At 66.3% G+C, this 25,802-nt stretch carries 27 protein-coding genes; 12 read left to right on the forward strand and 15 right to left on the reverse strand.

Annotated elements, in window-relative coordinates; all coding sequences use genetic code 11:
- Positions 1 to 25 precede the first annotated feature (25 nt).
- The gene (locus tag ACQ5SA_RS06750; RefSeq protein WP_499314004.1) at positions 26 to 2,035 is read left to right on the forward strand and encodes an esterase/lipase family protein; all 2,010 of its coding nucleotides are present in this window, start codon (positions 26 to 28) and stop codon (positions 2,033 to 2,035) included.
- 44 nt (positions 2,036 to 2,079) lie between these two features.
- On the opposite strand, the gene ACQ5SA_RS06755 is transcribed toward ACQ5SA_RS06750, so the two are convergent.
- Entirely contained in the window at positions 2,080 to 3,501 is a 1,422-nt protein-coding gene (locus ACQ5SA_RS06755; protein ID WP_353100570.1) for an MFS transporter, read from the reverse strand.
- Positions 3,502 to 3,530: 29 nt separating this feature from the next.
- Here ACQ5SA_RS06755 and soxR point away from each other — a divergent pair, with 29 nt between their 5' ends.
- Positions 3,531 to 3,965, forward strand: coding sequence for a redox-sensitive transcriptional activator SoxR (gene soxR / locus ACQ5SA_RS06760; protein ID WP_230109663.1), 435 nt, complete (start codon positions 3,531 to 3,533; stop codon positions 3,963 to 3,965).
- A 37-nt stretch (positions 3,966 to 4,002) separates the two neighbouring features.
- On the opposite strand, the gene ACQ5SA_RS06765 is transcribed toward soxR, so the two are convergent.
- The gene (locus ACQ5SA_RS06765; RefSeq protein WP_499313597.1) at positions 4,003 to 4,605 is read right to left on the reverse strand and encodes a short chain dehydrogenase; all 603 of its coding nucleotides are present in this window, start codon (positions 4,603 to 4,605) and stop codon (positions 4,003 to 4,005) included.
- A 98-nt stretch (positions 4,606 to 4,703) separates the two neighbouring features.
- Between ACQ5SA_RS06765 and ACQ5SA_RS06770 the strand changes: the two genes are divergently transcribed.
- On the forward strand, positions 4,704 to 5,579 hold the full coding sequence (locus tag ACQ5SA_RS06770; protein ID WP_499313599.1) for a LysR family transcriptional regulator: 876 nt from the start codon (positions 4,704 to 4,706) through the stop codon (positions 5,577 to 5,579).
- Between the two features lie 121 nt (positions 5,580 to 5,700).
- On the opposite strand, the gene proC is transcribed toward ACQ5SA_RS06770, so the two are convergent.
- Together proC and ACQ5SA_RS06780 are read right to left on the reverse strand one after the other, a co-directional pair.
- Positions 5,701 to 6,522: a pyrroline-5-carboxylate reductase gene (gene proC, locus ACQ5SA_RS06775; RefSeq protein WP_499313602.1), complete on the reverse strand. Its 822-nt coding sequence runs from the start codon at positions 6,520 to 6,522 to the stop codon at positions 5,701 to 5,703.
- A 16-nt stretch (positions 6,523 to 6,538) separates the two neighbouring features.
- On the reverse strand, positions 6,539 to 7,216 hold the full coding sequence (locus tag ACQ5SA_RS06780) for a YggS family pyridoxal phosphate-dependent enzyme (RefSeq protein ID WP_230109669.1): 678 nt from the start codon (positions 7,214 to 7,216) through the stop codon (positions 6,539 to 6,541).
- Positions 7,217 to 7,303: 87 nt separating this feature from the next.
- On the opposite strand from ACQ5SA_RS06780, the gene ACQ5SA_RS06785 reads away from it, so the two are divergent.
- The 4 genes from ACQ5SA_RS06785 to ACQ5SA_RS06800 all read left to right on the forward strand — a co-directional run bounded on the left by ACQ5SA_RS06785 (position 7,304) and on the right by ACQ5SA_RS06800 (position 11,418).
- A complete protein-coding gene (locus ACQ5SA_RS06785; RefSeq protein ID WP_004147099.1) occupies positions 7,304 to 8,341 on the forward strand; it encodes a type IV pilus twitching motility protein PilT in 1,038 nt (345 codons plus the stop codon).
- 79 nt (positions 8,342 to 8,420) lie between these two features.
- On the forward strand, positions 8,421 to 9,584 hold the full coding sequence (locus ACQ5SA_RS06790) for a PilT/PilU family type 4a pilus ATPase (RefSeq protein WP_049467229.1): 1,164 nt from the start codon (positions 8,421 to 8,423) through the stop codon (positions 9,582 to 9,584).
- A gap of 26 nt (positions 9,585 to 9,610) precedes the next feature.
- The gene (locus ACQ5SA_RS06795; protein WP_312786825.1) at positions 9,611 to 10,294 is read left to right on the forward strand and encodes a PIN domain-containing protein; all 684 of its coding nucleotides are present in this window, start codon (positions 9,611 to 9,613) and stop codon (positions 10,292 to 10,294) included.
- A 140-nt stretch (positions 10,295 to 10,434) separates the two neighbouring features.
- On the forward strand, positions 10,435 to 11,418 hold the full coding sequence (locus ACQ5SA_RS06800) for an aldo/keto reductase (RefSeq protein ID WP_499313605.1): 984 nt from the start codon (positions 10,435 to 10,437) through the stop codon (positions 11,416 to 11,418).
- An 81-nt stretch (positions 11,419 to 11,499) separates the two neighbouring features.
- On the opposite strand, the gene ACQ5SA_RS06805 is transcribed toward ACQ5SA_RS06800, so the two are convergent.
- A complete protein-coding gene (locus ACQ5SA_RS06805; protein WP_312786824.1) occupies positions 11,500 to 12,399 on the reverse strand; it encodes a LysR family transcriptional regulator in 900 nt (299 codons plus the stop codon).
- 440 nt (positions 12,400 to 12,839) lie between these two features.
- On the opposite strand from ACQ5SA_RS06805, the gene ACQ5SA_RS06810 reads away from it, so the two are divergent.
- Both ACQ5SA_RS06810 and ACQ5SA_RS06815 read left to right on the forward strand, forming a co-directional pair.
- A complete protein-coding gene (locus ACQ5SA_RS06810) occupies positions 12,840 to 13,052 on the forward strand; it encodes a DUF4287 domain-containing protein (RefSeq protein ID WP_033830520.1) in 213 nt (70 codons plus the stop codon).
- Between the two features lie 327 nt (positions 13,053 to 13,379).
- Entirely contained in the window at positions 13,380 to 14,087 is a 708-nt protein-coding gene (locus ACQ5SA_RS06815; protein WP_165780962.1) for a YitT family protein, read from the forward strand.
- A 33-nt stretch (positions 14,088 to 14,120) separates the two neighbouring features.
- Here ACQ5SA_RS06815 and ACQ5SA_RS06820 read toward each other — a convergent pair whose 3' ends face one another.
- Both ACQ5SA_RS06820 and ACQ5SA_RS06825 read right to left on the reverse strand, forming a co-directional pair.
- The gene (locus tag ACQ5SA_RS06820; RefSeq protein WP_394196040.1) at positions 14,121 to 14,666 is read right to left on the reverse strand and encodes a DNA-3-methyladenine glycosylase I; all 546 of its coding nucleotides are present in this window, start codon (positions 14,664 to 14,666) and stop codon (positions 14,121 to 14,123) included.
- 119 nt (positions 14,667 to 14,785) lie between these two features.
- Positions 14,786 to 16,474 (reverse strand): DUF4153 domain-containing protein, encoded by a 1,689-nt coding sequence (locus ACQ5SA_RS06825; RefSeq protein ID WP_499313609.1) that lies wholly within the window; start codon positions 16,472 to 16,474, stop codon positions 14,786 to 14,788.
- A gap of 81 nt (positions 16,475 to 16,555) precedes the next feature.
- Between ACQ5SA_RS06825 and ACQ5SA_RS06830 the strand changes: the two genes are divergently transcribed.
- Genes ACQ5SA_RS06830 through ACQ5SA_RS06840 form a run of 3 tightly spaced genes read left to right on the forward strand, consistent with a single transcriptional unit; the run spans position 16,556 to position 18,550 of the window.
- Entirely contained in the window at positions 16,556 to 17,122 is a 567-nt protein-coding gene (locus ACQ5SA_RS06830) for a YqgE/AlgH family protein (RefSeq protein ID WP_108264821.1), read from the forward strand.
- The gene (ruvX, locus tag ACQ5SA_RS06835) at positions 17,115 to 17,582 is read left to right on the forward strand and encodes a Holliday junction resolvase RuvX (RefSeq protein ID WP_025874031.1); all 468 of its coding nucleotides are present in this window, start codon (positions 17,115 to 17,117) and stop codon (positions 17,580 to 17,582) included. The genes ACQ5SA_RS06830 and ruvX overlap by 8 nt, the downstream gene beginning before the upstream one ends.
- 17 nt (positions 17,583 to 17,599) lie before the next feature.
- Positions 17,600 to 18,550, forward strand: coding sequence for an aspartate carbamoyltransferase catalytic subunit (locus ACQ5SA_RS06840; RefSeq protein WP_089239291.1), 951 nt, complete (start codon positions 17,600 to 17,602; stop codon positions 18,548 to 18,550).
- Between the two features lie 191 nt (positions 18,551 to 18,741).
- On the opposite strand, the gene ACQ5SA_RS06845 is transcribed toward ACQ5SA_RS06840, so the two are convergent.
- The 8 genes from ACQ5SA_RS06845 to rapZ all read right to left on the reverse strand — a co-directional run bounded on the left by ACQ5SA_RS06845 (position 18,742) and on the right by rapZ (position 25,782).
- Complete coding sequence (locus tag ACQ5SA_RS06845) at positions 18,742 to 19,233, reverse strand: REP-associated tyrosine transposase (RefSeq protein ID WP_499314005.1); 492 nt, start codon at positions 19,231 to 19,233, stop codon at positions 18,742 to 18,744.
- A 101-nt stretch (positions 19,234 to 19,334) separates the two neighbouring features.
- The gene (locus ACQ5SA_RS06850) at positions 19,335 to 20,132 is read right to left on the reverse strand and encodes a carboxylesterase family protein (protein WP_499313612.1); all 798 of its coding nucleotides are present in this window, start codon (positions 20,130 to 20,132) and stop codon (positions 19,335 to 19,337) included.
- 70 nt (positions 20,133 to 20,202) lie between these two features.
- Positions 20,203 to 20,469, reverse strand: a complete 267-nt coding sequence (locus tag ACQ5SA_RS06855) for a hypothetical protein (protein ID WP_230113213.1) — start codon at positions 20,467 to 20,469, stop codon at positions 20,203 to 20,205.
- A gap of 11 nt (positions 20,470 to 20,480) precedes the next feature.
- Positions 20,481 to 21,842: a magnesium transporter gene (gene mgtE / locus ACQ5SA_RS06860; protein WP_025874026.1), complete on the reverse strand. Its 1,362-nt coding sequence runs from the start codon at positions 21,840 to 21,842 to the stop codon at positions 20,481 to 20,483.
- Positions 21,843 to 22,060: 218 nt separating this feature from the next.
- Positions 22,061 to 23,830, reverse strand: coding sequence for a phosphoenolpyruvate--protein phosphotransferase (gene ptsP, locus ACQ5SA_RS06865; RefSeq protein WP_180163782.1), 1,770 nt, complete (start codon positions 23,828 to 23,830; stop codon positions 22,061 to 22,063).
- 2 nt (positions 23,831 to 23,832) lie between these two features.
- The gene (locus tag ACQ5SA_RS06870) at positions 23,833 to 24,102 is read right to left on the reverse strand and encodes an HPr family phosphocarrier protein (protein WP_230113211.1); all 270 of its coding nucleotides are present in this window, start codon (positions 24,100 to 24,102) and stop codon (positions 23,833 to 23,835) included.
- A complete protein-coding gene (locus ACQ5SA_RS06875) occupies positions 24,095 to 24,487 on the reverse strand; it encodes a PTS sugar transporter subunit IIA (protein ID WP_089239297.1) in 393 nt (130 codons plus the stop codon). Before ACQ5SA_RS06875 ends, ACQ5SA_RS06870 begins: the two co-directional genes overlap by 8 nt.
- Positions 24,488 to 24,897: 410 nt before the next feature.
- Positions 24,898 to 25,782 carry an RNase adapter RapZ gene (gene rapZ / locus ACQ5SA_RS06880; protein ID WP_230113210.1) on the reverse strand — a complete coding sequence of 295 codons (885 nt, stop codon included), beginning with the start codon at positions 25,780 to 25,782 and terminating at the stop codon, positions 24,898 to 24,900.
- Between the last annotated feature and the right edge of the window lie 20 nt (positions 25,783 to 25,802).

Below are 25,802 nucleotides of genomic sequence, written 5' to 3' on the forward strand. Positions count from 1 at the left end.
GATGATCCTGTTCCGCTGGCAGCGCGTGCTGCCGGCGCTGTTGGCGGCCTTCCTGCTGCTGGGTGGCAGCGGCTGCGCGATGGTCACCGTCAAGCAGGTGGCTTCCAGCGATTACCTGGTCAACAAGCGGGCCGACGTGCTCAACACCGGCAAGCTCAGCCCCGCCTCGCGCGAGACGCTGAGTGCGGCCGGGCTGGACGAATCGCAGTGCGAGAAGGAATTCCTGGTCTGCCGCAGCACGCTGTTGATGACCGATGATCTCAACGTCGAGCAGCGCTTGTCGACGCTGTCCGAGCTGTGGGTGAAGGCCGCTCTGGCACTGACGCCGAAGAAGCAGGCGGCCAACGAGCCACCGATGAGCGATGCAGCGCTGGATGCGTGGCTGGAGGCGGCGCGCTATGGCTACGCCTATCTGTTCTACAGCGGACGCTCGCCCTCCGATCGTGCGTTCGAGGACCGGCAGACGCAGGTGCGCGATTACTACAACTACGCTGCCGAGAAGGCCGCCGTAGTGTTGTTCGCGCGCGCGCGCGCCGCCGCCCTGGCCGGCGAGGACTACACCAAGCCGGTGTCGGCAGGCAGCTGGACGCTGGCGTCCGATTTCCAGCGGCTGTCGCTGAAGAGCATCCCCAAGCAGCTGGTGCCGGCAGGCACCGTCAGCTTCGTGGGCATGCGCAGCACCTATCGCCGCGATGGTTTCGGCGCCGAGCTGGTGATGGTGATGGACCCGCCGAAGCTGGTGGTGCCGGTGGTCGCCGCGGAAGGGCCGAAGGCCGAAACGGCACAGGCGCAGGCCACCAAGGACGAGCAGGAGGAGGGCGTCCGTCGCGGACGCCGCCACCAGCACGACGATTCGGTGCCCGAGTACAGCGAGATGTCCTCGATCAACGTCACCGCATTGCTGCGTTTTGAAGGCAACACGCTGGAGGACGTGATGCGCACCCGCCAGGTGCTGCTGGATGGCTATTCGCCGGAGGCGACCGAGCGCATCGCCCTGCATGGCGAAGAGGTGCCGCTGGCGGGCAACTTCACTGCCGCCTACGGCCTGTGGCTGGCGCAGAGCGGGTTCGCCACGCAGTCGCTGCGTACCCTTTTTGGCATGAGCGAGGGCATCGGCGAGCCGCACATCTACCTGATGCAGCCGTGGGATCCGAACCGCCGCATCATCTTCATGCTGCATGGCCTGGGCAGCAGCCCGGAAGCGTGGGTGAACCTGGCCAACGAGATCATGGGTGACCCCGAACTGCGCCAGCAGTTCCAGGTGTGGCAGGTGTACTACCCGACCAATGCGCCGATCGCGCTCAACCGCTATGAGATCGCCAACGCGTTCAACGACACGCTGAAGCATTTCGACCCGAACGGCAGCACCCGTGCCTCCAAGGACATGGTCTACATCGGCCACAGCATGGGCGGCGTGCTGGCGCGGCTGCTGGTCAGCGACTCCGGCGACGTGCTTTGGAACGATCTGCTGGCCAACTATGACCTGAAGGGCGAACGCCTGAAGCGGGTGCAGTCCAAGCTCGGTCCGCTGCTGCACTTCAAGGCCGAACCGAACGTGGAGCGTGCGATCTTCATCGCCGCCCCGCACCAGGGCACGGACATCGCCGGCAACAAGGTCGGCCGCCTGATCGGCCGCCTCGTTCGTCTGCCGCTGACCATCCTCGGCAAGTTTGAGGATGTATTCCTGGCGCTGGCGCAGGCCGAGCAGCAGGTGGATGGCACGGCCAAGCCGAAGATCCCCAACAGCATCGACAACCTCAAAGCCAGCGACCCGTTCGTGAAAGCCGCTGCACAGCTGCCGATCACGCCGGGCCTGAAGTACCACTCGATCATCGCCCAGCGCAAACCGGAACTGCCGGTGGAGAAGTCCGACGATGGGCTGGTGCCGTACTGGAGTTCGCACCTGCCGGGCGCGCTGTCGGAGAAGGTGATCATCTCCGGCCACAGCGTGCAGGAAACCCCGCAGGCGGTGCTGGAAGTGCGCCGCATCCTGCACCAGGACATCGATGAAGTGGGCACGGTGGCGCGCCCCTGATCGCGGCGTCCGCCGGGCGCGCCCCGGCGGAACCCGCAGCGCGTCTACACCCGCCTGGCGATCACGGTGGCGAACGCGGCCAGGCCCAGCGTGATGGCCAGGCACAGGACGTAACCGGTATGCGGGGCGCTTTCCACGAATAAGGCGAACAGCGCGCCGGATACCGCCAGTGCGGTGGTCACCGACAGCGCTTCGCTCAACTGCAGGGCCGAGGTGTTCGCGCCCTGCTCGTGCGGCGGTGACAGTGACAACGTCAGCACCGACAGGCTGGCGTAGATCATGCCCATGCCGAAACCGGTCAGCGTCCAGCCGACCAGCGCGACCGGCAGCGGTACCGCAGTGAACAGCACCGCCAGCGTGGCGGCGATGCCCACGGTCATCAGCGGCGTGCCCACACGCAGCAGTTGCTGGCGCGACCAGCCGCGCTGCTGGTGACCCTGAAGCCACGAGCCGGTGAACCAGCCCAGTGCCCCCAGGCTCAGTACGGCACCGGCCCAGCTGGGCGACAACCCGCGCTCGCGCTGCAGCAGCAGGGGCAGGTAGGCCTCGCAGGCGAAGAATGCGGCAGCGGCCACGCCACGCAATGCGATCACGCTGGGCAGGCCGCGGCGCAGGCGCAGGGTGCCGGCCGGCAACAGGCGATGCACGCAGAACAACAGCGCCAGCATTGCCACACCGATGCACACCAGCGCCGGCACGCCCTGTTGCTGCCCACCCAGGTACAGCAGCAGGGCAGCAAGGGACGCGCCGGTCGCCCAGTGCACGATGCTGCCGCGGCCATCATCGGCAACACCGGTCGCTGGAGCCTGCATGCGCGCCAGCGCCGGTCGCAGCAGCAGGCCGGCCGGTATCGCCAGCAGCGGTACCGCCAGGAACACCCAGCGCCAGCCCAGATGCTGCACGATCACCCCGCTCAGTGCCGGGCCGATCATCGAGGGCACCACCCAACCGGCAGAGAACGCTGCGAATACCTTCGGCCGCAGGTGCTCGGGATAGGTGCGGCCGACCATCACATACAGCGAGACCGAGATGGCGCCGGCGCCCAGGCCCTGCAGCAGACGGCCGGCCACCAGCATGCCCATGCGCATCGCGAAGCCAGCCAGCAACAAGCCCAGCACGAAGCAGGCCAGGCCCCACCACAGCGGCCGTGCCGGCCCGTGGCGGTCGGCCCAGCGGCCGGCCAGGGTCATGCCGATCACGCTGGTGGCCAACGTGCCGCCGAAGGCCAGCGCATACAGGCGCAGGCCGTCCAGTGCCTCGGCCACGGTGGGCATCGCGGCGGCTACCGCCAGCGCCTCGAAGGCATGCAGAGAGACCAGGGCGACCATGCCCACGGTGGTGGCGCGGTAGCGCGCGGACAGGATGGAGGAGTCGACCGGATCGGCCGTGGCAGCGGGGGAGGGCATCGGGTTCCTGCGGGTGGCGGACGGGCCGCGCTTGTCATCTGGCGGCGATGGTAGCAGCATGCCACCTCAACCAAAGTTGAGGTCAATCGATGCTGGCACAGGACATGAGCGTTGGCGATGTCGCCCGCCGCAGTGGCGTGGCGGTCTCTGCGCTGCATTTCTACGAGCGCAAGGGGTTGATCAGCAGCCTGCGCACGTCGGGCAACCAGCGTCGCTACGCCCGCGATGTGTTGCGGCGGCTGGCGGTGATCCGCGTGGCGCAACGCGTAGGCATGCCGCTGGAAGCGGTGGCCCGTGCGTTCGAGAGCCTGCCGCAGGGGCGGGCGCCGACCAAGGCCGACTGGGCCAAGCTGTCGGCGCGCTGGCAGGTGGAGCTCGAAGAACGCATCCACATGCTGCAGCTGCTGCGTGACGAGCTGACCGGTTGCATCGGCTGCGGCTGCCTGTCACTGAAGCGTTGCCGCCTGGCCAACCCGGAGGACGTGCTCGGCGAACGCGGCGACGGCCCGATGCGCTGGGGCTGACCGTGCGGGTGGGTGCCGACCTTGGTCGGCACGCTCGTTACCAGACGGTGATCGTTTCGCCGCTCTGGATGCCTTCCACCGCGCGCTGGAAGGCCAGCGCCGCGCGTTGTGCGGTGACTGCTTCAAAGCCGGGGAAGTACGGACCGTAAGCGTCCATCGATTCCACCAGCACGTTCGGGCTGACCACGTTGATGCGCAGCCCGCGCGGCAGCAGCTCAAGTGCCGCCGCACGCACGAAACCTTCCAGTGCGTGGTTGACGGCGGTGGCGTTGGCACCATCGCGGATTGGCTGCGCGCTGACGATGCCACTGGTCAGTGTGATCGAGCCGCCCGCGTTGAGGTGGTGCTGCGCCGCCAGCGCAAGACGCACCTGACCGAGCAGCTTGTCCTGCAGGCCGACGTTGAACTGCTCGGGTGTCATCTGCTGCAGCGGGCCGAAATGCAGCTTGCCAGTGGTGGAGATCACCGCATCGACCGGGCCGGTTTGCGCGAACAGCTCACGCACACTGGCGTCGTCGGTGAGATCCACGCGCAGGCTGCCGCTGCGTCGGCCTGCAGCGAGGATGTCGTGCTGCTGGCCCAGATGTCGGGCAACGGCCTGGCCGAGGGTGCCGCTGGCACCGACGAGAAGAATCTTCATGACAGCTCCTTGCGATAGGGGATGGAGGCAGTCTGCGCCGTCGCGGGCTGGTTTGGTAATGTGCGTATGATTCGCATATTCCTAACCTTGGGTTCGCAATGGACACCTTGCGCTGCATGCAGGCGTTTGTCGCCGTGGCCGAGCACGGCAGTTTTTCCGCTGCGGCCAGCCAGCTGCAGGTCTCGGCGGTGATGGTCGGCAAGTACATCCAGCAGCTGGAAGCGCACCTGGGCACCGCGCTGCTGCAGCGGAACACCCGGCGCCAACGCCTGACCGAGGCCGGCAACGCTTATCTGGCCGGTTGCCGGCAGGTGCTGGAGCAAGTGCAGCAGGCCGAGGCGGACGTGGCCGGGCTGCAGGTGCAGCCACGCGGCCTGTTGCGGGTCAGTGCGCCGACCACGTGGGGCAGTTGTGTCCTGGCGCCATTGCTGGCCGAGCTGCTGCGGGCACAGCCGCTGCTGAACCTCGAACTGGACCTGAGCAATCGCCGCATCGATCTGATCGAGGATGGCTTCGATGCAGCGATACGGGTCGGTCCGTTGCCATCGCAGGAACTGGTGGCGCGTCCGCTGCCACCGTATGCAATGAGTCTGTGCGCATCACCGTCGTACCTGCGCCGCCGTGGCACGCCGCGCACGCCGGCCGATCTTGAAGGACATGATTGCCTCAGCCACCTGGCCTGGCGCGGGGGGCACGGTTGGCAGTTGGCCAATGGCGAACAGGTCGACTGGGAGGCGCGGCTGACCAGCAATGACGGTTACGCGCTGCGCGAAGCAGCCGTGGCGGGTGCGGGCCTGGTGCTGCAGCCGACCGCGCTGCTTGCTGGTGAAATCGCGGCAGGACGATTGAAACCACTATTGCGCGACCATCTGCCCGAGCCACGGCCGATGCACCTGATCTACCTGCCCGATCGTCGCCCTCGACCGCGGCTGCAGTGTTTCGTCGATTTCGTCATGGCCACATTGGGGCAATGAGCATCCACGCATGGCGTGGATCTACTGAAGAGCACCATGCATTCCAGCGGCGACAGGTGTCAGTAGATCCACGCCATGCGTGGATGGCGGTGGGTGCCGACCGTTGGTCGGCACACCTGTTTCAATCATTGGCCGCTGACAATTCCTGCCCGCGCACCTGCGCCGCACGCAGTGCCTTTCCCACCAGCGCTTCAAACCCGCCGACCTGGAAGCTCTCGATCGCCGCCTGTGTGGTGCCATTGGGCGAGGTCACCCGGCGACGCAGTTCGGCGGGGCTTTCACCGGCTTCGTCCAGCATGCGCGAGGCGCCCAGCAGCGTCTGCACCACCAGTGTGCGCGCCGCCTCTGCAGGCAGGCCCTGTGCGATCCCCGCCGCTTCCATCGCTTCGGCCAGCAGGAACACATAGGCCGGGCCACTGCCGGATACGGCGGTGACCGAATCCATCTGCGCTTCGTCGTCGATCCACACCGTGCGTCCCGCGCTGGCCAGCACGCGTTCGGCCTGCGCACGCTGCTGCGCATCCACCGACGGCGTTGCATACAGACCGGTAACCCCGGCACCGAGCAGCGCCGGGGTGTTGGGCATCGCGCGCACCACCGGCAGCGAGCCCGCCAGCCAGCGCTGCAGCTGCGCGCTGGTGATGCCGGCGGCGATCGAGATCACCAAGGGTGTCTGCGCCTGCGCCAGTACCTGCAGTGACTGGCAGACATCGCGCAGCACCTGCGGTTTCACCGCCAGCAGCCAGGTGTCGCCCTGGGCAGCTGCGTCGGCCGCGTTGTCATGGGTCTGCACGCCGAAATCGGTAGCGAGTGCTTCCCGCAGTCCGGCCACCGGTTCGGCCACGTGGATGCGCGTGGCCGGCACGCCCTGCCGGATCAGGCCGGCGATCAGGCTGCGGGCCATGTTGCCGCCGCCGATGAAAATGATGGAATCAGCTGCCATGGGAATCTCCTTGGAATCAGGCCGGGCGCGGACGCGCGCCGAACAGGGCGGTGCCGATGCGCACCAGGGTGGCACCTTCGGCAATGGCTTCAGCGTAGTCGCTGCTCATGCCCATCGACAGGGTATCCACCTGGGGATGACGGGCTGCCAGCGCCTCGAAAAGTGTGCGCATGCGCACGAACGCATCGCGCCGGCGCTCTGCTTCGGGCCACGGCGCAGGAATCGCCATCAGGCCGCGCAAGCGCAGGTTCGGTTCGGCGACGATGGCCGCGGCCAGCGCCTCCACGTCCTCCGGCACACAACCGTGCTTGCTCGATTCGTCATCGATGTTGACCTGGATGAGCACGTTCAGCGGGCCACGTTCAGCAGGGCGATAGCGGGCCAGGGCGGTGACCAGCTTGGGCCGGTCCACGCTCTGCACCCAGTCGAAGTGCGTGGCCACAGGCTCAGCCTTGTTCGACTGCAGGTGGCCGATCAGGTGCCATTCCAGGTCCAGGGGCTGCAGCTCCTGCATCTTGGCCAGTGCTTCCTGCACGTAGTTCTCGCCGAACGCGGTCTGGCCCTGCGCGGCAAGGGCGGCGACGGCCTCTGCTGGCTGGGTCTTGGACACCGCCAGCAGGCGCGGCGGTGGCCGCCCGGCGGCATCGGCGGCGTTGTGCAGGTTGCTCAGGATCTGGGGCAGGGGAGTGGCCACGTAACGCGTTCCGTTCAATCAGGAGGCTATACTGCCGCCCGGGGAAAGATCCTTCCAGTCGAAGCCGTTATTGGGGAGTAGCCGCTCATGGATATCGCCGAGCTGTTGGCGTTTTCCGTAAAGAACAAAGCGTCCGACCTGCATCTGTCCGCAGGCCTGCCGCCGATGATCCGCGTGGACGGTGACGTTCGCCGGATCAACATTCCAGCCCTGGACCACAAGCAGGTCCACGCGCTGGTGTACGACATCATGTCCGACAAGCAGCGCCGCGATTACGAGGAATTCCTCGAAGTCGACTTCTCCTTCGAGATCCCGTCGCTGGCGCGCTTCCGTGTCAATGCGTTCAACCAGAACCGTGGCGCCGGTGCGGTGTTCCGCACCATTCCGTCCGAAGTGCTGACCCTGGAAGACCTGGCCTGCCCGCCGCTGTTCCGCGAGGTGATCCAGCAGCCGCAGGGCCTGATTCTGGTGACCGGCCCGACCGGTTCGGGCAAGTCGACCACGCTGGCGGCGATGATCGACTACATCAACAAGAACGAATACGGCCACATCCTCACTGTCGAGGATCCGATCGAATTCGTGCACACCTCGCAGAAGTGCCTGATCAACCAGCGCGAAGTGCATCGCGATACGCACGGCTTCAACGAGGCACTGCGCTCGGCGCTGCGTGAGGATCCGGACATCATCCTGGTCGGCGAACTGCGTGACCTGGAAACCATCCGCCTGGCGCTGACCGCCGCGGAAACCGGCCACCTGGTGTTCGGCACCCTGCATACCAGTTCGGCGGCCAAGACCATCGACCGCATCATCGACGTGTTCCCGGCCGGCGAAAAGCCGATGGTGCGCTCGATGCTGTCTGAATCGCTGCGCGCGGTCATTTCGCAGGCGCTGCTGAAGAAGGTCGGTGGCGGTCGTACCGCTGCGTGGGAAATCATGGTCGGCACCCCGGCCATCCGCAACCTGATCCGCGAAGACAAGGTGGCGCAGATGTACTCGGCCATCCAGACCGGCCAGCAGTACGGCATGATGACCCTGGACCAGCACCTGCAGGACCTGGTCAAGCGCAGCCTGATCACCCGCAACCAGGCCCGCGAATACGCCAAGGACAAGCGTCTGTTCGAGTAAGGCGAGGCAATGGCGGGGCAGGGCGTACCACTACGCCGCCGGCCCCGCGTTGTTTCCTCCACCGACCGATTCCTGGTACATGCCCCATTGGGAGCCCGCCGTGAACACCACCGCGACCACCATCGATTTCACCTCGTTCCTCAAGCTGATGGCGCACCAGCGCGCCTCGGACCTGTTCATCACCGCTGGCATGCCGCCGGCGATCAAGGTCAACGGCAAGATCTCGCCGATCACCCAGACTCCGCTGACGCCGCAGCAGAGCCGCGACCTGGTGCTGAACGTGATGACGCCGGCGCAGCGCGAGGAGTTCGAAAAGACCCACGAATGCAACTTCGCCATCGGCCTGTCCGGTGTCGGCCGCTTCCGTGTGAGTTGCTTCTACCAGCGCAACCAGGTCGGCATGGTGCTGCGTCGCATCGAGACGCGCATCCCGACCGTGGAAGAGCTGAGCCTGCCGCCGATCATCAAGACGCTGGCGATGACCAAGCGCGGCATCATCCTGTTCGTCGGCGCTACCGGTACCGGTAAATCAACGTCGCTGGCAGCGATGATCGGTTACCGCAACCAGAATTCGACCGGGCACATCATCACCATCGAAGACCCGATCGAATTCGTGCACAAGCACGAGGGCTGCATCATCACCCAGCGCGAAGTCGGCATCGATACCGACAGCTGGGAAGCCGCGCTGAAGAACACCCTGCGCCAGGCACCGGACGTGATCATGATCGGCGAGGTGCGTACCCGCGAGGGCATGGACCACGCCATCGCCTTCGCTGAAACCGGCCATCTGGTGCTGTGCACGCTGCACGCCAACAACGCCAACCAGGCGATGGACCGCATCGTCAACTTCTTCCCGGAAGATCGCCGCAACCAGCTGCTGATGGATCTGTCGCTGAACCTCAAGGGCGTGGTCGCGCAGCAGTTGATTCCTTCGCCGGATGGCCGCTCGCGCAAGGTCGCGATGGAGATCCTGCTGGGCACGCCGCTGGTGCAGGACTACATCCGCGACGGCGAGATCCACAAGCTGAAGGAGCTGATGAAGGAATCGGTCCAGCTGGGCATGAAGACCTTCGACCAGAGCCTGTTCGAGCTGTACCAGGCCGGTGAGATCAGCTACGAGGATGCACTGCGCTACGCCGATTCGCAGAATGAAGTGCGCCTGCGCATCAAGCTCAGCCAGGGCGGCGATGCCCGCACCCTGTCGCAGGGGCTGGATGGCGTGGAGATTTCAGAGGTCCGTTGATCGCCATGCCATGACAGGAGATGCATATGGATATGCCGCTGGCTCGCAATGTCATCCTGATCGACTATGAGAACGTGCAGCCTCCTTCATTGAAGGAGCTGCTCGCGCCGGGGTTCAGTGTCCTGGTGTTTGTTGGCGCATCGCAGGCCAAAATCAGCATGGATGTGGTCGAGGCGATGCATGCGCTCGGTACACAGGGAAGGTACGTGCGCTGCAATGGACATGGTTCCAACGCACTCGATTTCCATATCGCGTTCTACATCGGTGAGATGGCTGCCACCGATCCCGGCATGTGTTTCCACATCGTATCCAAGGACACCGGTTTCGATCCCTTACTCGCGCACCTGCGCTCGCGTGGCCTGACGGTCGGCCGAAGCACGTCGGTGGCGGAGTTGCCGATGTTTCGTGCCGCGACGAAGCGCCCAGCTGCGGTGCCACCGCCGCCAAAGAAGCCGCCGACGCCGCCAAAGCCGAAGCCAGCGCAGTTGAGCGAGGCGTTGCGGTTGCAGCATGTGTGTGCGCAGCTTCTCAAGCAAGGAAAGGCCAGGCCAACCAGACTCAAGTCACTTGGAAGCGCCGTTCATACCATGTTCCAGAAGACCTTGCCGGACAGTGACGTCACCGCGCTCATCCACACGCTGCAGCAGAAGAAGTGGATCGTGCTGGAAGGCCAAGCGGTGCGATACCAGCTGCCAGCCAAAGCGACCTAGGCCTCCTGCGTCGGCCCGGCGGCATTGAGGTCTCAGCCAGATGCATTCATGAAATCCAGTCATGACCGACTGCCATCCAGGTCGTTCAATCCGCCGCCCCTGCAGGCGTATGGTCATCGCTCCCCTACTGGAGCACGACGATGCAGACACGTGAACTCGGCCGCAGCGGCCTGAAAGTCTCCGCCCTGGGCCTGGGCTGCATGGGCCTGAGCCACGGCTACGGTCCCGCCGTCGAGCAGAGCCAGGGCATTGCCCTGCTGCATGCGGCGGTCGAACGCGGCGTGACCTTCTTCGACACCGCCGAAGTCTATGGGCCGTATACCAACGAAGATCTGCTCGGCAAAGCGCTGGCGCCGCACCGCGACAAGCTGGTGATCGCCACCAAGTTCGGCTTCAAGGACGCACAGGTCGACACCGGCCTGGACAGTCATCCGGAGAACATCCGCGCGGTGGCCGAAGCCAGCCTCAAGCGTCTGCGCACGGACCATATCGACCTGTTCTACCAGCACCGCGTGGATCCGAACGTGCCGATCGAGGATGTGGCCGGTACCGTGCGTGACCTGATCGCCGAGGGCAAGGTGCGCCACTTCGGTTTGTCCGAAGCCAGTGCCGCCACGGTGCGTCGCGCCCATGCCGTGCAACCGGTGGCTGCAGTGCAGAGTGAGTACTCGCTGTGGTGGCGCGAGCCGGAGCGCGAACTGTTGCCGGCGCTGCAGGAACTGGGCATCGGCTTCGTTCCGTTCAGTCCGCTGGGTCGCGGCTTCCTGACTGGCGCGATCAACGCCGACACCACCTTCGCCGACAACGATTTCCGCAACACCGTGCCCCGCTTCGAAGTGGAAGCACGTCGCGCCAATCAAGCGCTGGTTGACCGCATCACCACGATCGCGGCAGCGCGGGGTGCCACCCCGGCACAGGTCGCGCTGGCCTGGCTGCTGGCGCAGGCACCGTGGATCGTGCCGATTCCGGGTACGACCAAGATCCATCGCCTGGAAGAGAACCTGGCCGCCGCCGACCTGCAGTTGTCGCCGGCCGAGCTGGAGCGTATCGCGCACACGCTGCAGGAGATCGCCATCGTCGGCGAGCGCTACAACGCACAGCGTGCGGCACAGGCCAAGGGCTGATCGCAGTGGGTGCGGACTCTCGTCCTGTGGTGGGTGCGGGCTCTCGCCATGTGGTGGGTGCGGACCGTTGGTCCGCACGCCTCACCCCGCCATCGGCCCGCGCAGCGCATCGAGCACGGTGCGCATCGCCACGGTGACATGCCGGCGCGACGGGTAATACGCGTAGTAGCCGTCGAAGTGCGGGCACCAGTCATCCAGTGTTGATTGCAGCCGGCCCTCCTGCAGGGCCGCCTGCACCTGGTCCTCGGGCAGCCAGGCCAGGCCACTGCCAGCCAGCGCTGCTGCCCGCGTCATGCCCATGGTGTTGAAGGTCCACTGGCCAGAGACGCGGATGCTCAGCTCGTTGCCGTCCTGGCCGAAATCCCACGGCATCAGGCCGCCATGGGTGGGCAGGCGCAGGGTGATGCAGTTGTGCCCGGCCAGATCGTGCGGATGCACCGGCGCCACGTGCTGGCGGAAGTACGACGGCGCGCCCACCACGCGCATGCGCAGCGGCGGGCTGATCGGCAGCGCCACCATGTCGCGTGCCAGGCGCTCACCGAGACGGATGCCGATGTCGTAGCGCTCGGCGACGATGTCGGCTAGGCCGTAATCGGTGGTCAGCTCGACTTTCAGGTCTGGGTACTGCTGCAGCAGCGGCGCCAGCCTTGGCCAGGCCAGGTATTCGGCGGCGTGGCCGGTGGCATTGATGCGGATGGTACCTGCCGGCCGCTCGCGATATTCGGCCAGCGCTGCCAGTTCGTCTTCGATTTCGGCCAGGCGCGGGGCCAATGTCTCCAGCAGGCGAGCACCCGCCTCGGTGGTGGCGACGCTGCGGGTGGTGCGGGTCAGCAGGCGCACGCCCAGTCGTTCTTCCAGCCCGCGCATGGCGTGGCTGAGGGCGGACTGGGAGACGCCCAGCTGGGCGGCGGCTTTGGTGAAGCTGCCTTCGCGGGCGACGTGGACGAAGGCTTGCAGGTCGTTGAGGTTTTCACGCGGCATGAGAGGGATGATACGGCCGGGCTGCGCCCGGCGCCCGCGGTAGTGCCGGCCGCTGGCCGGCAACCTCAACAGCAACAGCCGAAGCAAGAGCAAAAGCCGAAGCAACAGCAACATCGGTTTCCAGGGTTTGGCAGGGTGGGTCCGGTTGCGGGGGACGCCGTGAATACGTCCCTGTAGGCTTGGCCGCGGCATCCATGCCGCGGACACCCCCGCAACCGGACCCACCCCGCCTTCGACAGGGCTCCGCGATCTGTCGCAATGGCATGCTGTCGGAATGGCATGGTCTGCTCTTGGTGGGTGTCGACCTTGGTCGACACGTAGATCCACGCCATGCGTGGATGCGTACCCGGTGGTGCCGGCGCTGGTCGGTAAATGCCGATGTCGATTTGTGGTTCCGTGGTTCGTCGAATGGGTACTTTCCAAACAACAGGGAGCAGCACATGAGCACCGACAGCAAACCCAAGGGCCCGGCGTCCTACTTTCCGTCCATCGAGAAGACCTACGGGCAGCCGGTGGCGCATTGGCTGGGATTGCTGGCCAAACGGCCTGGGCTGAAGCACATGGAGCTGGTCAGCTTCCTGAAATCCGAGCATGGACTGGGCCATGGCCATGCAAACGCCCTGGTCGCCCACCACCTGGCCACCCAGCGCTGATACAACCGCTCCACCGAGCGCAGCGACCCGCTTCTGCTCTTTTTTATCTCTTTACGTGGCTGGACGCGCACGGAAATTGTCCAAGGCCGGGGGAGATGGGTTCGCGGGGGTGTCCGCGGCATGGATGCCGCGGCTAAGCCCCCAAGGACGGGTTCACGGCGTCCCCCGCGAACCCATCTCCCCCGGCCAAGCGCGGCTTTTGCTGTTGATACGCCCAGCCACGAGGGGCTGCGCCGTTCGCCGGAACTCCCAACTGAACGATTTCATCTGCAACTGTCATGCAGATCGTGTCTAATACCGCTCCCCACCCGTAGTGCCCCCACCTGTATGTCCCTCCAATCCCATGGCCCGGCGCCGTGCGACGACGCTGACGGCCACCTGGTCACCGCTGGTCCGCTGACCCCGCCGCCCGATGTCGCCGGCACCCCCGCCGATGAAAAGGCACTGCGCCACTCGGTCGCCGAGGACGCGCAAGGCATGGTGCTGGCGATGCTGGTGGCGTCGCTGGGCCTGGCGATCTTCGCCAAGAGCGGGCTGATGATCGGGGGCATGGCCGGCATGGCGTTCCTGCTGCATTACACGATGGGCTGGAACTTCGGCCTGGTGTTCGTGCTGGTCAACCTGCCGTTCTACTGGGTGGCGGTGCGCCGCATGGGCTGGGAATTCACCCTGAAGACGTTCGCGGCGGTCACCGCCTGCGGCCTGCTGACCGACATCCTGCCGCGCTGGGCCGACTTCTCGCATATCGCGCCGTTGTACTCGGCGCTGGTCGGTGGCGCGCTGTCCGGCCTGGGCATCCTGTTCTTCATCCGCCACCGCGCCAGCCTCGGCGGCATCGGCATCCTGGCGGTGTACCTGCAGCGCACCCGTGGCTGGAGCGCCGGCAAGGTGCAGATGTCCTTCGATGCGTGCCTGATGGTGGCCGCGTTCTTCGTGCTGTCGCCGTCGAAGGTGATGTACTCGGCCATCGGTGCGGTGGTGCTCAGCCTGGTGCTGATGTTCAACCACCGTCCGGGCCGTTACATGGGCGTCTGACGGCTCACGGGCAATGCCGGCCAGCGGCCGGCACTACCGGGCGGATGCCTGCACCCATGGCGGTGCCAGCTTCAGCAGCTTGGCGTGCACCGGGCAGTCCTCGGCATGCGCGCCCGGCAGGTAGCCCAGGCTCATCAGGAACTCGCCGGTGATCTCGCCGCCGGTGAAGCGGAAGGTCTTCTTGAACAGCTTCACCCAGTCAGCTTTATTGCGCGGGTGATGGGCGTCCAGCCACGCGGCGAAGCTGCCGTGGCTCCGGCGCAGCTGCTGGATCACCTGCGCGTTGTGGATCGCGGCCAGCACCTTCAACCGGTTGCGGATGATGCCAGGGTCCGACAACAGGCGCTCGATGTCCTGCTCGGCATAGGCGGCGACGCGATCGACGTCGAAAGCGTCATAGGCCGCGCGGAACCCCTCGCGCTTCTTCAGGATGGTTTCCCAGCTCAGGCCGGCCTGGTTGATCTCCAGCAGCAGGCGCTCGAACAACTCGCGCTCATCGCGCTGCGGGAAACCGTATTCGTTGGCGTGGTAGTACTCGTGCACCGGGTGGCCCGGGGCGATGCGGCAGTATCCGCTCATGGTGTTGCCGCCTCCGCGCGGTCTTTGCTGCGATCAATCTCCAGCTGACCCGCCGTGCCGTCAAGCAGCAGCGTCGGCCAGCGCGGCGGTTGCACGGTCAAGCGGCCATCGCGCAGGGCCTATGGGGCCTCGTTGGAAGTGCGCTGGTCAACGTCCTGGAAGGAAACATCACCCTCCTTTCTCCAGCCAGCCGGTTCACGCACGTGCAGCTGGCAGCGCGGACCGCTGTACAGGGTGGTCATGCACAGCAGCACTTCATCTTCGCCATCGCCGTCCAGGTCACGACGCAGGGCGACGCAGCGGTTGTCGCCGATCTTGTCGGCGTCCAGGCAATCGCCCGCGCTCAAGCGCCTATCCAGTACTGCCTGCCACCAGTCATCGGCTGGCGATGCGGTGCCCTTGGCCAGCACGATCCGTGCCTTCAGGCCGGCCAGGTCGCGCACGCCATCGTCGATGTTGTTGTCCCAGCGCGATTCGCGCTTCTGTCGGGCCAGTGCCTGCACGATGATGCTGGAGGCGCGGGTGTCGGCCGCCAAGGATGGCGCCTTCTGCAGCGTGCGCAGCGCCTGCACACCACGGCGGCCCAGCTCGAATCGCAGCTGGTTGGCCGCGTCCGCGGTCATCAGCGCGGGATCGGCGCGCAGGCGCTTCATCTGGCTGGCCAGGGTGATGCGCACCGGGTCGATCACCGGGGAGATGGCCAGCAGTGCAGTGGCCAGTACGGTCCAGCACATCCAGCGGTTGACCGGCTCAAGCCGATGCAGCCAACGGCCCTGCCGGCGCAGTGCGGCGAAGGCGTAGCCGATTGCATAGCCGGCGATCAGTACCGCAACCGCAAAGCCCCAGAAGCGCGAGAGGGTCCAGCCGTACTGGCTGACCCGCAGCGTCATTGCGTACAGCGCCAGGCCGGCGTAGATCGGCAATGCCAGCAGGCTGGCCTCGACCAGCCGGCGCAGCCAGGCCGGGTAGGGCGGGGTGCCGTCGTCGTGCTGGTAGACCGCGTTGGCCAGGCTGATCAGCAGCACCGCCAGCACCAGCAGCAGGCTGGCGGCCGAGCGCGTGGCCCACAACGGCGCCAGCCCGGTGAACGGCAGCGACAGCACGAACAGCACCGCGATGAACGACAGCAACGGCAGCAGGCCGCGGCAGATGGCGAACAGCACTTGGCGGGTGATCTGCATCGCGCGATGCTGGGTGCGCCCGATCAGCACGCCGAAGCCCGCCAGCATGCCGGTGGCCAGGGCGATGAAGGCATCGCTGCCGAACAGCTCGTCGAAGAAGTCGACCTTGACCATCTGGAACAGTGCTGCCCACAACCACAGCAGCAACCAGGTCAGGCCGGTGAACACCGCCGCGAGCACCAGGGTGAGGCCGTTCTGCCAGGCGCGCTCGAACAGTGCGCCATAGTCGGCCCGCCAATGACCCGCATGCAGACGGAACTGCCACCACGGCAGGGCAATGAACGTGGCAACCGCCAGGCAGACCGAGAGCGGAACCTGCAGCCCGGCCGCATACAGCGCGGTTTCTCCGCTCAGGTTCCAGGCGGCCCAGGCCGCCAGCGCAAGCACCAGCAGCGAGGCCAGCCCGGCGTGCAGCCACAGGCGCCACGCCTTCAGATCGACCAGCGTCAACGCCACCGCGGTGGGCACGGTCAATACCCAGGCATACCAGCAGTAGCGCCAGCCGATGTCCCGGAACGGCCATTGATCGGCCAGTTCCTGGGCGGCGAAAAGCATCAGCCCCTGCAGCAATGCGATCAACACGATCATGCTGCGGGTGGGCCATGACAGCGTTGCGTCCTGCTGCATCGGGTCGTCCTCTTTGCAAGAGCGCCATCCTAGCCCATCCCTTCGCGCCCGCATCCTGCCGCAGCGGTTAGAATGACGCCCATGCCAGTAACGCCGACTTCCCTCGCCAATCACCTGCTCGTGGCGCTGCCGTCGCTGATCGACGCCACCTTCGCCCGCACCGTTGCGCTGATCTGCCAGCACGACGAGAACGGCGCAATGGGGGTGCTGGTCAACCAGCCTTCCGAGTACACCCTGGGCGAAGTACTGGCGCAGATGGACATCGCCACCGTCGATGGTGGTCTGCAGGCGCGTCCAGTACTCAATGGCGGGCCGGTGCATCCCGAACGTGGTTTCGTCATCCATGACGATGCGCGCGCGTGGGATTCCAGCCTGATCGTCGGTGACGGCCTGTACCTGACCACCTCGCGTGACATCCTCGAGGCGATGGCGCGCGGCGAAGGCCCGGCCAATGCCGTGGTCACCCTGGGCTGCGCGGGGTGGAGTGCCGGCCAGCTGGAAAGCGAACTGTCCGAAAACAGCTGGCTGACCGTGCCGGCCGACGCCGAACTGGTGTTCCAGCTGCCGCTGGAACAGCGCTGGCAGGGCGCCGCGTCGCGTATTGGCGTCGATCTGTTCCGGCTGACCGATTACAGCGGCCATGTCTGAGCCGGCCCTCATCCGCCGCGATGGCACCGTGCTCGGTTTCGATGTCGGCTCGCGCCGGATCGGTGTGGCGATCGGCAGTGCGTTCGCCGCGCATGCGCGCGCGGTGGCCGTGGTCGATGTGCACGGCAATGGTCCCGACTGGGCGGCGATTGAACGCCTGCTCAAGGAATGGAAGCCCGATGGCCTGGTGGTTGGCGATCCGCTGACCCTGGACGGCCAGGACCAGCCCAACCGCAAGCGCGCGCAGGGCTTTGCCCGCCAGCTGCGGGAACGTTTCAAACTGCCGGTGGTAATGATCGACGAGCGTTCCAGCTCGGTCGAGGCTGCCCGCCGCTTCGCCGTCGAACGCGCCGAAGGGCGCAAGCGCCGCCGCGATGCGGCTGCTCTCGATGCCGTGGCTGCGGCGGTGATCATCGACCGCTGGTTGTCGTCGCCGGACGACGCCATTCCCATTCCCTGACGATACGAACCCCCGCCATGACCGCCCAGCAACTCGATGACTCCGGCCGCCTGCGCCACCTGTTGACGCTTGAAGGTCTTCCCCGCGACACCCTGGTGCAATTGCTCGACCGCGCCGGCCAGATCCGCGATGCCGCGGTGGGCCGCGTCGGCAACAAGCGCCACGTGCTGGGCGGGTCGGCGGTGTGCACCCTGTTCTTCGAACCCTCCACCCGTACCCGCAGCTCGTTCCATCTGGCGGCGCAGCGGTTGGGTGCGGACGTGCTGAACTTCGACGCTTCCACCTCGTCCACGCGCAAGGGCGAAACCGCCTGCGACACGCTGAAGAACCTGGAAGCGATGGGCGTGCGTGGTTTCGTCGTACGCCACCCGGACGACGGCGCCGTGGCAGCGCTGGCTGCCGTGGCGGGCGAGGGCACCGCACTGGTCAATGCCGGCGACGGCCGCAGCTCGCACCCGACCCAGGGCCTGCTGGACATGTTGACCCTGCGCCAGGCCAAGGGCCCGGACTTCTCGAAGATGAAGGTGGTGATCGTCGGCGACGTCAAGCACTCGCGCGTGGCCCGCACCGACCTGCATGCGCTGCGCACGCTGGGCGTGGGCGAGATCCGCGTGTGCGGCCCGCAGTCGCTGCTGCCGGACGACGACACCCTGAAGGGCTGCGTGGTGGGTGATGATTTCGACGCGATGCTGGAAGGCGTCGACGCGCTGATGATGCTGCGCCTGCAGCGCGAGCGCATGGAAGAAGGTCTGGTGCCGTCGCTGGAGCAGTACCACGCGCAGTACGGCCTGAACACCGCACGCCTGGCCCGCGCCGGCAAGGATGCAGCCGTGCTGCATCCGGGCCCGATCAACCGCGGCGTGGAAGTGACCGACGACGTGGCCGACGGCCCGCAGTCGTGGGTGCTGCGCCAGGTCGCCAACGGCGTCGCCGTACGCATGGCGGTGCTGGAAACCCTGCTGGGTTGAGACCCCGCGTCGCTGCTTTGGTGGGTGCCAACCTCGGTTGGCACATGCCCCGCTCTGGTAGATGCCAACCTTGGTTGGCACGTGCACTGCTTTGGTAGATGCCAACCTTGGTTGGCACGTGCACTGCTTTGGTAGATGCCAACCTTGGTTGGCACGTGCACTGCTTTGGTAGATGCCAACCTTGGTTGGCACTATCCGTCCGTGCTGAATGCCTCCGGCCGATCACCCAAGGCCTCGAGCTCCCACTCGCACCATGCGTGCCGATACTGCCCCAACTGCGTCGTCAGACCCGCCCTGATCGGATTACCCATCAGGTACATCGCATGCCGGTACAACGATTCGTCCGAGCGGATCGCATGATCGTGGTAGCAGGCCTGCCAGAAACGCCCGACCCTTCCCAGCAACCGGTTTGCCTGCTGCGCCGTGCGCGATTTGAAGCGCTTCATGACGGTTTCCAGTGTTCCTGCACGCAGTTCGACCAGCCAGTGAATGTGATCGGGCATGACTACGTAGGCGATCGAGCGGGTGAAGCCTTCCTGATCGAGCCTCTGGAATTCCTGGATTGCGAGGGCTGCGGCAGCATCGTCGGCGAACAGGGGCGCGCGGCGATCCACGACGGTAGTGAGGAGGTAGCTGAGGCCGACACTGGAGCGACGGCCGAGCAGGAGTCGGACGTTTTGCATGGCGCAAGCTTGGGCGGACATGCCTGCGACGAACATCGGGGAATGGCTTGATCTTGGGTAGGCCAGTGCCAACCAAGGTTGGCATCTACCAGAACAGGCGCTCAGCGCTTCTGCTTGAACAACCACGCCCACATTGCCGCGTCGGCGTAGGTGGCATCCCAGGCGTTGTGGTTGCCTTCCGCGTACTCGGTATAGCGCACGTCACGCGCGCCGGCGGTCTGGAAGGCGGCATGCAGCCGGCGGTCGTCATCCGGCGGCACCACATCATCCAGCGCGCCGTGGAAGATCCAGATCGGGGTGCGCTGCAACCGTTGCGCGATCACTGCATAGGGATCCGCTTCGTTCGTCACCTGCTCCACGAACAGGGTGGGACGTACCGCACGCGGCGCCAGTACCGCACCGCAGACCGGCACGATCGCGGCGAAGCGCTGTGGGTCATCCAGGGCGATGTTCCAGCTGCCGTAGCCGCCCATCGACATCCCGGTCAGGTACTGCCTTGCCGGGTCGGCGCCGAATTCGGCAATCGTGGCGTCCAGTGCCGCTATCGCCACACGATTGTTGCGGCCGCTCCATTCTTCACGGCCGGGTACCTGCGGAAACACCGCCAGCGCGGGGAAGTCGGCAGCGTGCTGACGCAGGTACGGGCCCAGGCCCGCGTGGGTCTGCTTCACGCCATCGCCGCCGCGCTCACCGGAACCGTGCAGGAACAGCATCACCGGCAGAGGCCCAGACGCGCGCGCGGCTTCGGCTGGAATGAACACCTGGTAGTAGGCGGTTTCGCCTTCCACCTTCACTGCACGTGCCTCGAAGTGGCCGCGCGCACCGGGCGGCGTACTGGCGCACCCGGTCATCATCAGCAGGACCAGCAGCGGCAGCCAGCGCGAGAACGATCGAAGCATGGCGATTCCCAAGAGGGCGAGGTCGCTTCGATGGTAGTGCGCTGCGGCTGGCCCGGCATCGTGCGCCGCATCACTGCGGGCGCGGGAAGCTGGCGATGATGTCCAGCTGCTCCTGTGCTTCGGCATTGCCGCCTGCGGCTGCGGCCTGCACCTGCGCCATGTCCGGGTGCAGCACCACCAGCAACGGGTTCTCGCAGACCGGGCACACGTACTCGGTGGCGTCCTCGTCCAGCTCCATCACCATTGCCCGTGAACTGCCTTTCCACTCGCAGGCCGCGCAGGTGTGAGGCTGGTCGCGCCAACCCGGCGCAAAGTAGTTTTCGATTGTCGTTGCCATGGCAGTTCCAGTCAGTGCAGCAGGACCATGGTGGCCAGGCCGAGGAAGGTGAAGAAGCCCATCGAGTCGGTGACCGCGGTCAGGAAGATGCCGCTGGCCAGTGCAGGGTCGAAGCCGAAGCGCTTCAGACCCAAGGGCACCAACACGCCGGCCAGTGCCGCGAACAACAGGTTGCAGGTCAGCGCGATGGCGATCACCGCCGAGAGTCCGGGCGAGTGGAACCAGGCGAGCACGATCAGGCCCAGTACCGAGCCGAGCACCACGCCATTGAGCAGGGCGACCCGCACTTCCTTCCACAGCAGCGTGCGTGCGTTGGAACTGCCGACCTGGCCCAGCGCCAGGCCGCGCACCATCAGCGCCAGCACCTGGGTGCCGGCATTGCCGCCGAGCCCGGCGACGATCGGCATCAGCACGGCCAGTGCGACCAGCTTGTCGATGGTGCCTTCGAAGTGGCCGACTACGCTGGAGGCCAGGAAGGCCGTGCACAGGTTCACCGACAACCACATCAAACGGCGCCGCATCGCGCGCCAGACCGGACTGAACAGATCCTCGTCCTCGTCCAGGCCGGCGGCGCCCAGCGCCTGGTGCTCGGCCTGGCCACGGATGATGTCGACCACGTCATCGATGGTGATGCGGCCGATCAGGATGTTGTTGTCATCCACCACCGGCGCGGAGATCCAGTCATGGTCGGAGAACTGCCGCGCCACTTCCTGGTCGCTCTCGCCGACATCGATGGCAGGCTGCTCGTCGTCGATCAGGCGGTTGATCGGCGTGGTGTCTTCGTGGGTCACCAGCGAGGCCAATGACACGCGGCCCAGGTACTGGTGCCGGCGGCTGACCACGAACAGGTGGTCGGTATGGTCGGGCAGTTCGCCGCGCAGGCGCAGGTAGCGCAGCACTACGTCGACGTTGACGTCGGCACGCACCGTCACCACGTCCGGGTTCATCAGGCGGCCAGCGCTGTCCTCGGGGTAGGACAGCACCTGCTCCAGGCGCTCGCGGTTCTCGCGGTCCATCGACTTGAGGACTTCGTCGATGACCGTGTCCGGCAGGTCTTCGACCAGGTCGGCCAGATCGTCGATGTCCAGGTCTTCGACCGCGGCGATGATCTCGTCCGGGTCCATGTCCGCGAGCAGGCTTTCGCGCACGTCGTCGCCGACGTGAACCAGCACCTCGCCGTCGTCTTCCGGATCGACCAGGCCCCAGACGATCTCGCGCTTGCCCGGTGGCAGCGATTCGAGCAGGTTGCCGATCTCGGCCGGCGCCAGGGTATTGACCAGACGGCGTACCGGGCCCAGCCGACCACTGTCCAGTGCATCGGACAGCATCCGCAACTGGCGCGCAGTCTTGTCGTGGCGTACAGCCTCAGCCATCGCAGCTCCCGCGGGATAAGAAAAGCCGCGATCCTTGCAAGGATGCGGCAACAGGGGTGTTCAGCGCGTCATTATCGCAAGGGGATGTTTCAACGCATAGCCGCCGGGCATGGCGGCTATGCCGGGCGATGGTAGTGCCTGCCGCTGGCCGGCAACTGCAACATGCCTGCCGAAGGTCCATGAGGTTGCGGGCCAGCGGCCGGCATTACCGACGGGAATCAGGACGCGTCCGCCACCAACGCCAGCCAGCGCTCGATGCCGCGGCGGTCACGCATGCCCAGCAGCTTCGGTGCGCGGGCACGCAGGGCGCCCAGGTCGGCATCACGGACAGCCCGGCGTACTTCCAGCAGGGTGCCCGGGTGCAGGCTGAACTCGGTCAGGCCCAGCGCCAGCAGCAGCGGGGTCATCCGTGCGTCGCCCGCGATTTCGCCGCAGACCGCCACCGGAATGCGATGGCGGGCGCCGGTCTCGATCACCATCTGCAGCAGGCGCAGCACGGCCGGGTGCAGCGGTGAATACAGTTCGCCCAGTGCTTCGTTGTTGCGGTCGGCGGCCAGCAGGTACTGCACCAGATCGTTGGTACCGATCGACAGGAAGTCGACCAGGTCGATGAAACTCTCCAAGGCCAGCGCGGCGGCGGGCACTTCGATCATCGCGCCCAGTGGCACATGCTCGGCCACCATGTGGCCCTCGGCGCGCAGCTGCTCGCCCAGTTTCAGCATGCGCCGGCGTACCGCCAGCAGTTCGTCGCGGGTGCTGACCATGGGCACCAGCACGCGCAGCTTGCCGTAGGCCGAGGCACGCAGGATCGCGCGCATCTGGGTGTCGGCCACCTTGGGGCGGGCCAGCGACAGGCGCACGCCGCGCAGGCCCAGCGCCGGGTTTTCCTCATTGCTCAGGGTCAGGCCGGTGCGGTCGGCCTTGTCTGCGCCCAGGTCGAGGGTGCGGATGGTCACCGGCCGGCCACTCATGCCCAGCGCCGCATCGCGGTAGGTCTGGAACTGTTCTTCTTCGTCCGGCAGTTCGTTGCGCTGCAGGAACAGGAATTCGGTGCGATACAGGCCAAGACCGTGGGCGCCCAGCGCATGTGCCTGGGTCACATCTTCCAGCGATTCGGCATTGGCCAGCAGGGCGATGTCGACCTGGTCGCGGGTACGGCTGGGCTTGCTGCGCAGGCGGCCGAGCTCGCGCTGCTCGCGTGCGTGCTCCTTCAGGCGTGCGCGGTAATCACGCAGGTTGTCGGCCTGTGGGTTGACGGTGATGCTGCCGTCGGCGCCATCGATGATCAGCACGTCGCCATCGATCACCTTGCTCAGCAGCTGCGGCACGTTGACGATCAACGGCAGGTGCAGGCTGCGGGCGAGGATCGCACTGTGCGAAAGCGCGCTGCCCGCGCTGGTCACGATGCCGACCACACCGTGCGACTGCAGCTGGGCCAGCTCGGAAGGGGCGATGTTGTCGCAGACCAGGATTTCACCGGCCAGGCCCTTTACCGCTGCCGGGCGCTCGGGCTGCAGGAACGCATGGATGCGCCCGATCACATGGTCGAGGTCGTCCATGCGGCTCTTCAGGTAGGCATCGTCCATGCCATCGAAGACCTTGGCCAAGCGGTCGCGCTGCAGTCGCAACGCATAGCCGGCGCTGTAGGGACCGCTGCGGATCAGTTCGTCCAGGCCGAACAGCAGTTCGGGATCGTCCAGCAACAGTGCATGCAGGTCGAGGAACTCGCCCACTTCCTGGTTCAGCGCACCATGCAGGCGCTGGCGCAGCTCGTGCATTTCCGTGCGCGCCGCGTCCACGGCGCGGTGCAGGCGTGCCAGCTCGGATTCAACCTGGGAAGGGGTGACGCGCTGTTCGGCTACTTCCAGCGCATGCGGCAGGCGCACGCGGGCGCGGCCCATCGCAGTACCGCGGGCGGCGCCGTGCCCGGCCAGCAGCTGTACCGGCCGTTGGCCGGTGGGGGCTTGGCCGGCGCGCGCGCGCGGCACGCTCAGTTGTCCTCGTCGAAGCGGCGCTCGAACAGCTCTACCACCGCGTCCATCGCAGCGACTTCGTCTTCGCCGTTGATGCGGATGGTGACCGGCGTGCCTTGCCCAGCCGCCAGCAGCATCACGCCCATGATGCTCTTGGCGTTGATCTCACGGCCCTTGGCGGCCATGGTCACGTTGCAGCGGAACGGCGCCAGGGTCTGCACCAGCTTGGCGGTTGCCCGGGCATGCAGGCCCAGGCGGTTGCTCACAATGAGTTCTCGTTCAAGCATCGTCGACTATCGCTCCATTACGGGTGCCCGCCGCCGCAGTGGCAGGCAGTTGATCCAGTCCCTGTTCCGGATAATTCATCACCCGCAGCAACATCGGCAGACTCAGCGCCGACACCCGGCGAACCGGGGTCCCCAACCGGGCCAGCTGCCCGGCAAGGTTGGCGGGGCTGGCGCCGTACAGGTCGGTCAGGATCAGCACGCCCTCACCCCCATCGACCCGCCGCAGAGCGGCCGAGGCGAGCGGGAGCAGAGCATCCAGGTCTGCGTCGAACGGTACTTCGAAAGCTTCGGTTTTCAACGGCAACTGCCGCAGAAGCCGGGTCGCCACGTCGAGCAGGGCGATCCCGACCCCAGGATGTGTTACGAGGAGAATGCCACAGGTCATTACTGCACGTTAACAGGTCAAGGTGAATTGGCGATAGCAGCAGCAGAGGGGCACTGTGTCCCGTATTCAGTGTTGCTCGGGTCGGAGCCCTCTTTCGTTGAAAAAGGGCTCCGACCCCATCCGTTTTTCGATGCATGACAGAGATTCATCCACGCATGGCGTGGATCTACCGTGTCGACCAAGGTCGACACCCACCAACAGCGAAACGACGACGCGCCGCGATCTGTCAGAGGCGGGGTGGGTCCGGTTGCGGGGGTGTCCGCGGCATGGATGCCGCGGCCAAGCCCCCAGGGATGGGTTTACGGCGTCCCCCGCAACCGGACCCACCCCGCCATCCCACGCAATCCGGCTCTTGCCGTTGACGTTGCCGTGGCTTCTGCGGGTGCCGGGCGCAGCCCGGCCGACCACCCTCAATCCTGCTCGCGGTGGTACGTCGCCACGTCTTCCCAGCCCATCTCACGCGCATGGCGCGCCAGGCGTTCGGCCAGGAACACCGAGCGGTGCTTGCCACCCGTACAACCGAAGGCCACCGTCACATAGCTGCGGGTGCCATCGCCCAGCTTGGGCAGCCACGTATCCAGGAAATCCATCAGCTGCGCCAGATAGCGCTGCACATCCGGCTGCGCTTCCAGGTAGTCGCGCACGCCCGGCTCGCGACCGCTCAGCGCCCGCAGTTCCGGATCCCAGTGCGGGTTGGGCAGCACACGCGCGTCGAACACGAAATCGGCCTCGGCCGGCACGCCACGCTTGTAGGCGAACGATTCGAACAGCAGCGACAGGCGGGTGGCATGGCCCATCGCGAATTCGGTGATGATGCGGCGGCGCAGCTGATGCACGTTCAACGCGCTGGTATCGATCACCGCATCGGCTTCGCGGCGCAGCGGCGCGATCAGTTCGCGCTCGCGGGCGATCGCTTCCGGCAGCGACAGGCCCAGCTGGCTCAGCGGGTGCCGGCGACGGGTGTCGGCATAGCGCTTGAGCACCGTTTCATCGCTGGCCTCGAAAAACAGCACCTTGGCGTCCACCCCGGCATCGGTGGCCAGCTGCCGCCAGCTGGACAGCTGGGTCAGGTCACTCTGTCCGCGCACATCGATGCCCACCGCCAACCGGCGCGATGCGGCACCGTCGTGATGGCTCAGGACATTGCGCACGAAATCCGGCAGCAGCTGGATCGGCAGGTTGTCCGAGCAGTAGTAGTCCTGGTCCTCGAAGGTCTTCAGGGCGACGGATTTACCCGAGCCGGACAGGCCACTGACGATGATCAGGGTCGGGGCGGTGGGAATGACGGTGCTCATGGACGGACTCTTCGAAGGAC

Origin of the sequence: Stenotrophomonas indicatrix (genome assembly GCF_050573115.1) — a bacterium.
Lineage (GTDB): Bacteria > Pseudomonadota > Gammaproteobacteria > Xanthomonadales > Xanthomonadaceae > Stenotrophomonas > Stenotrophomonas lactitubi_A.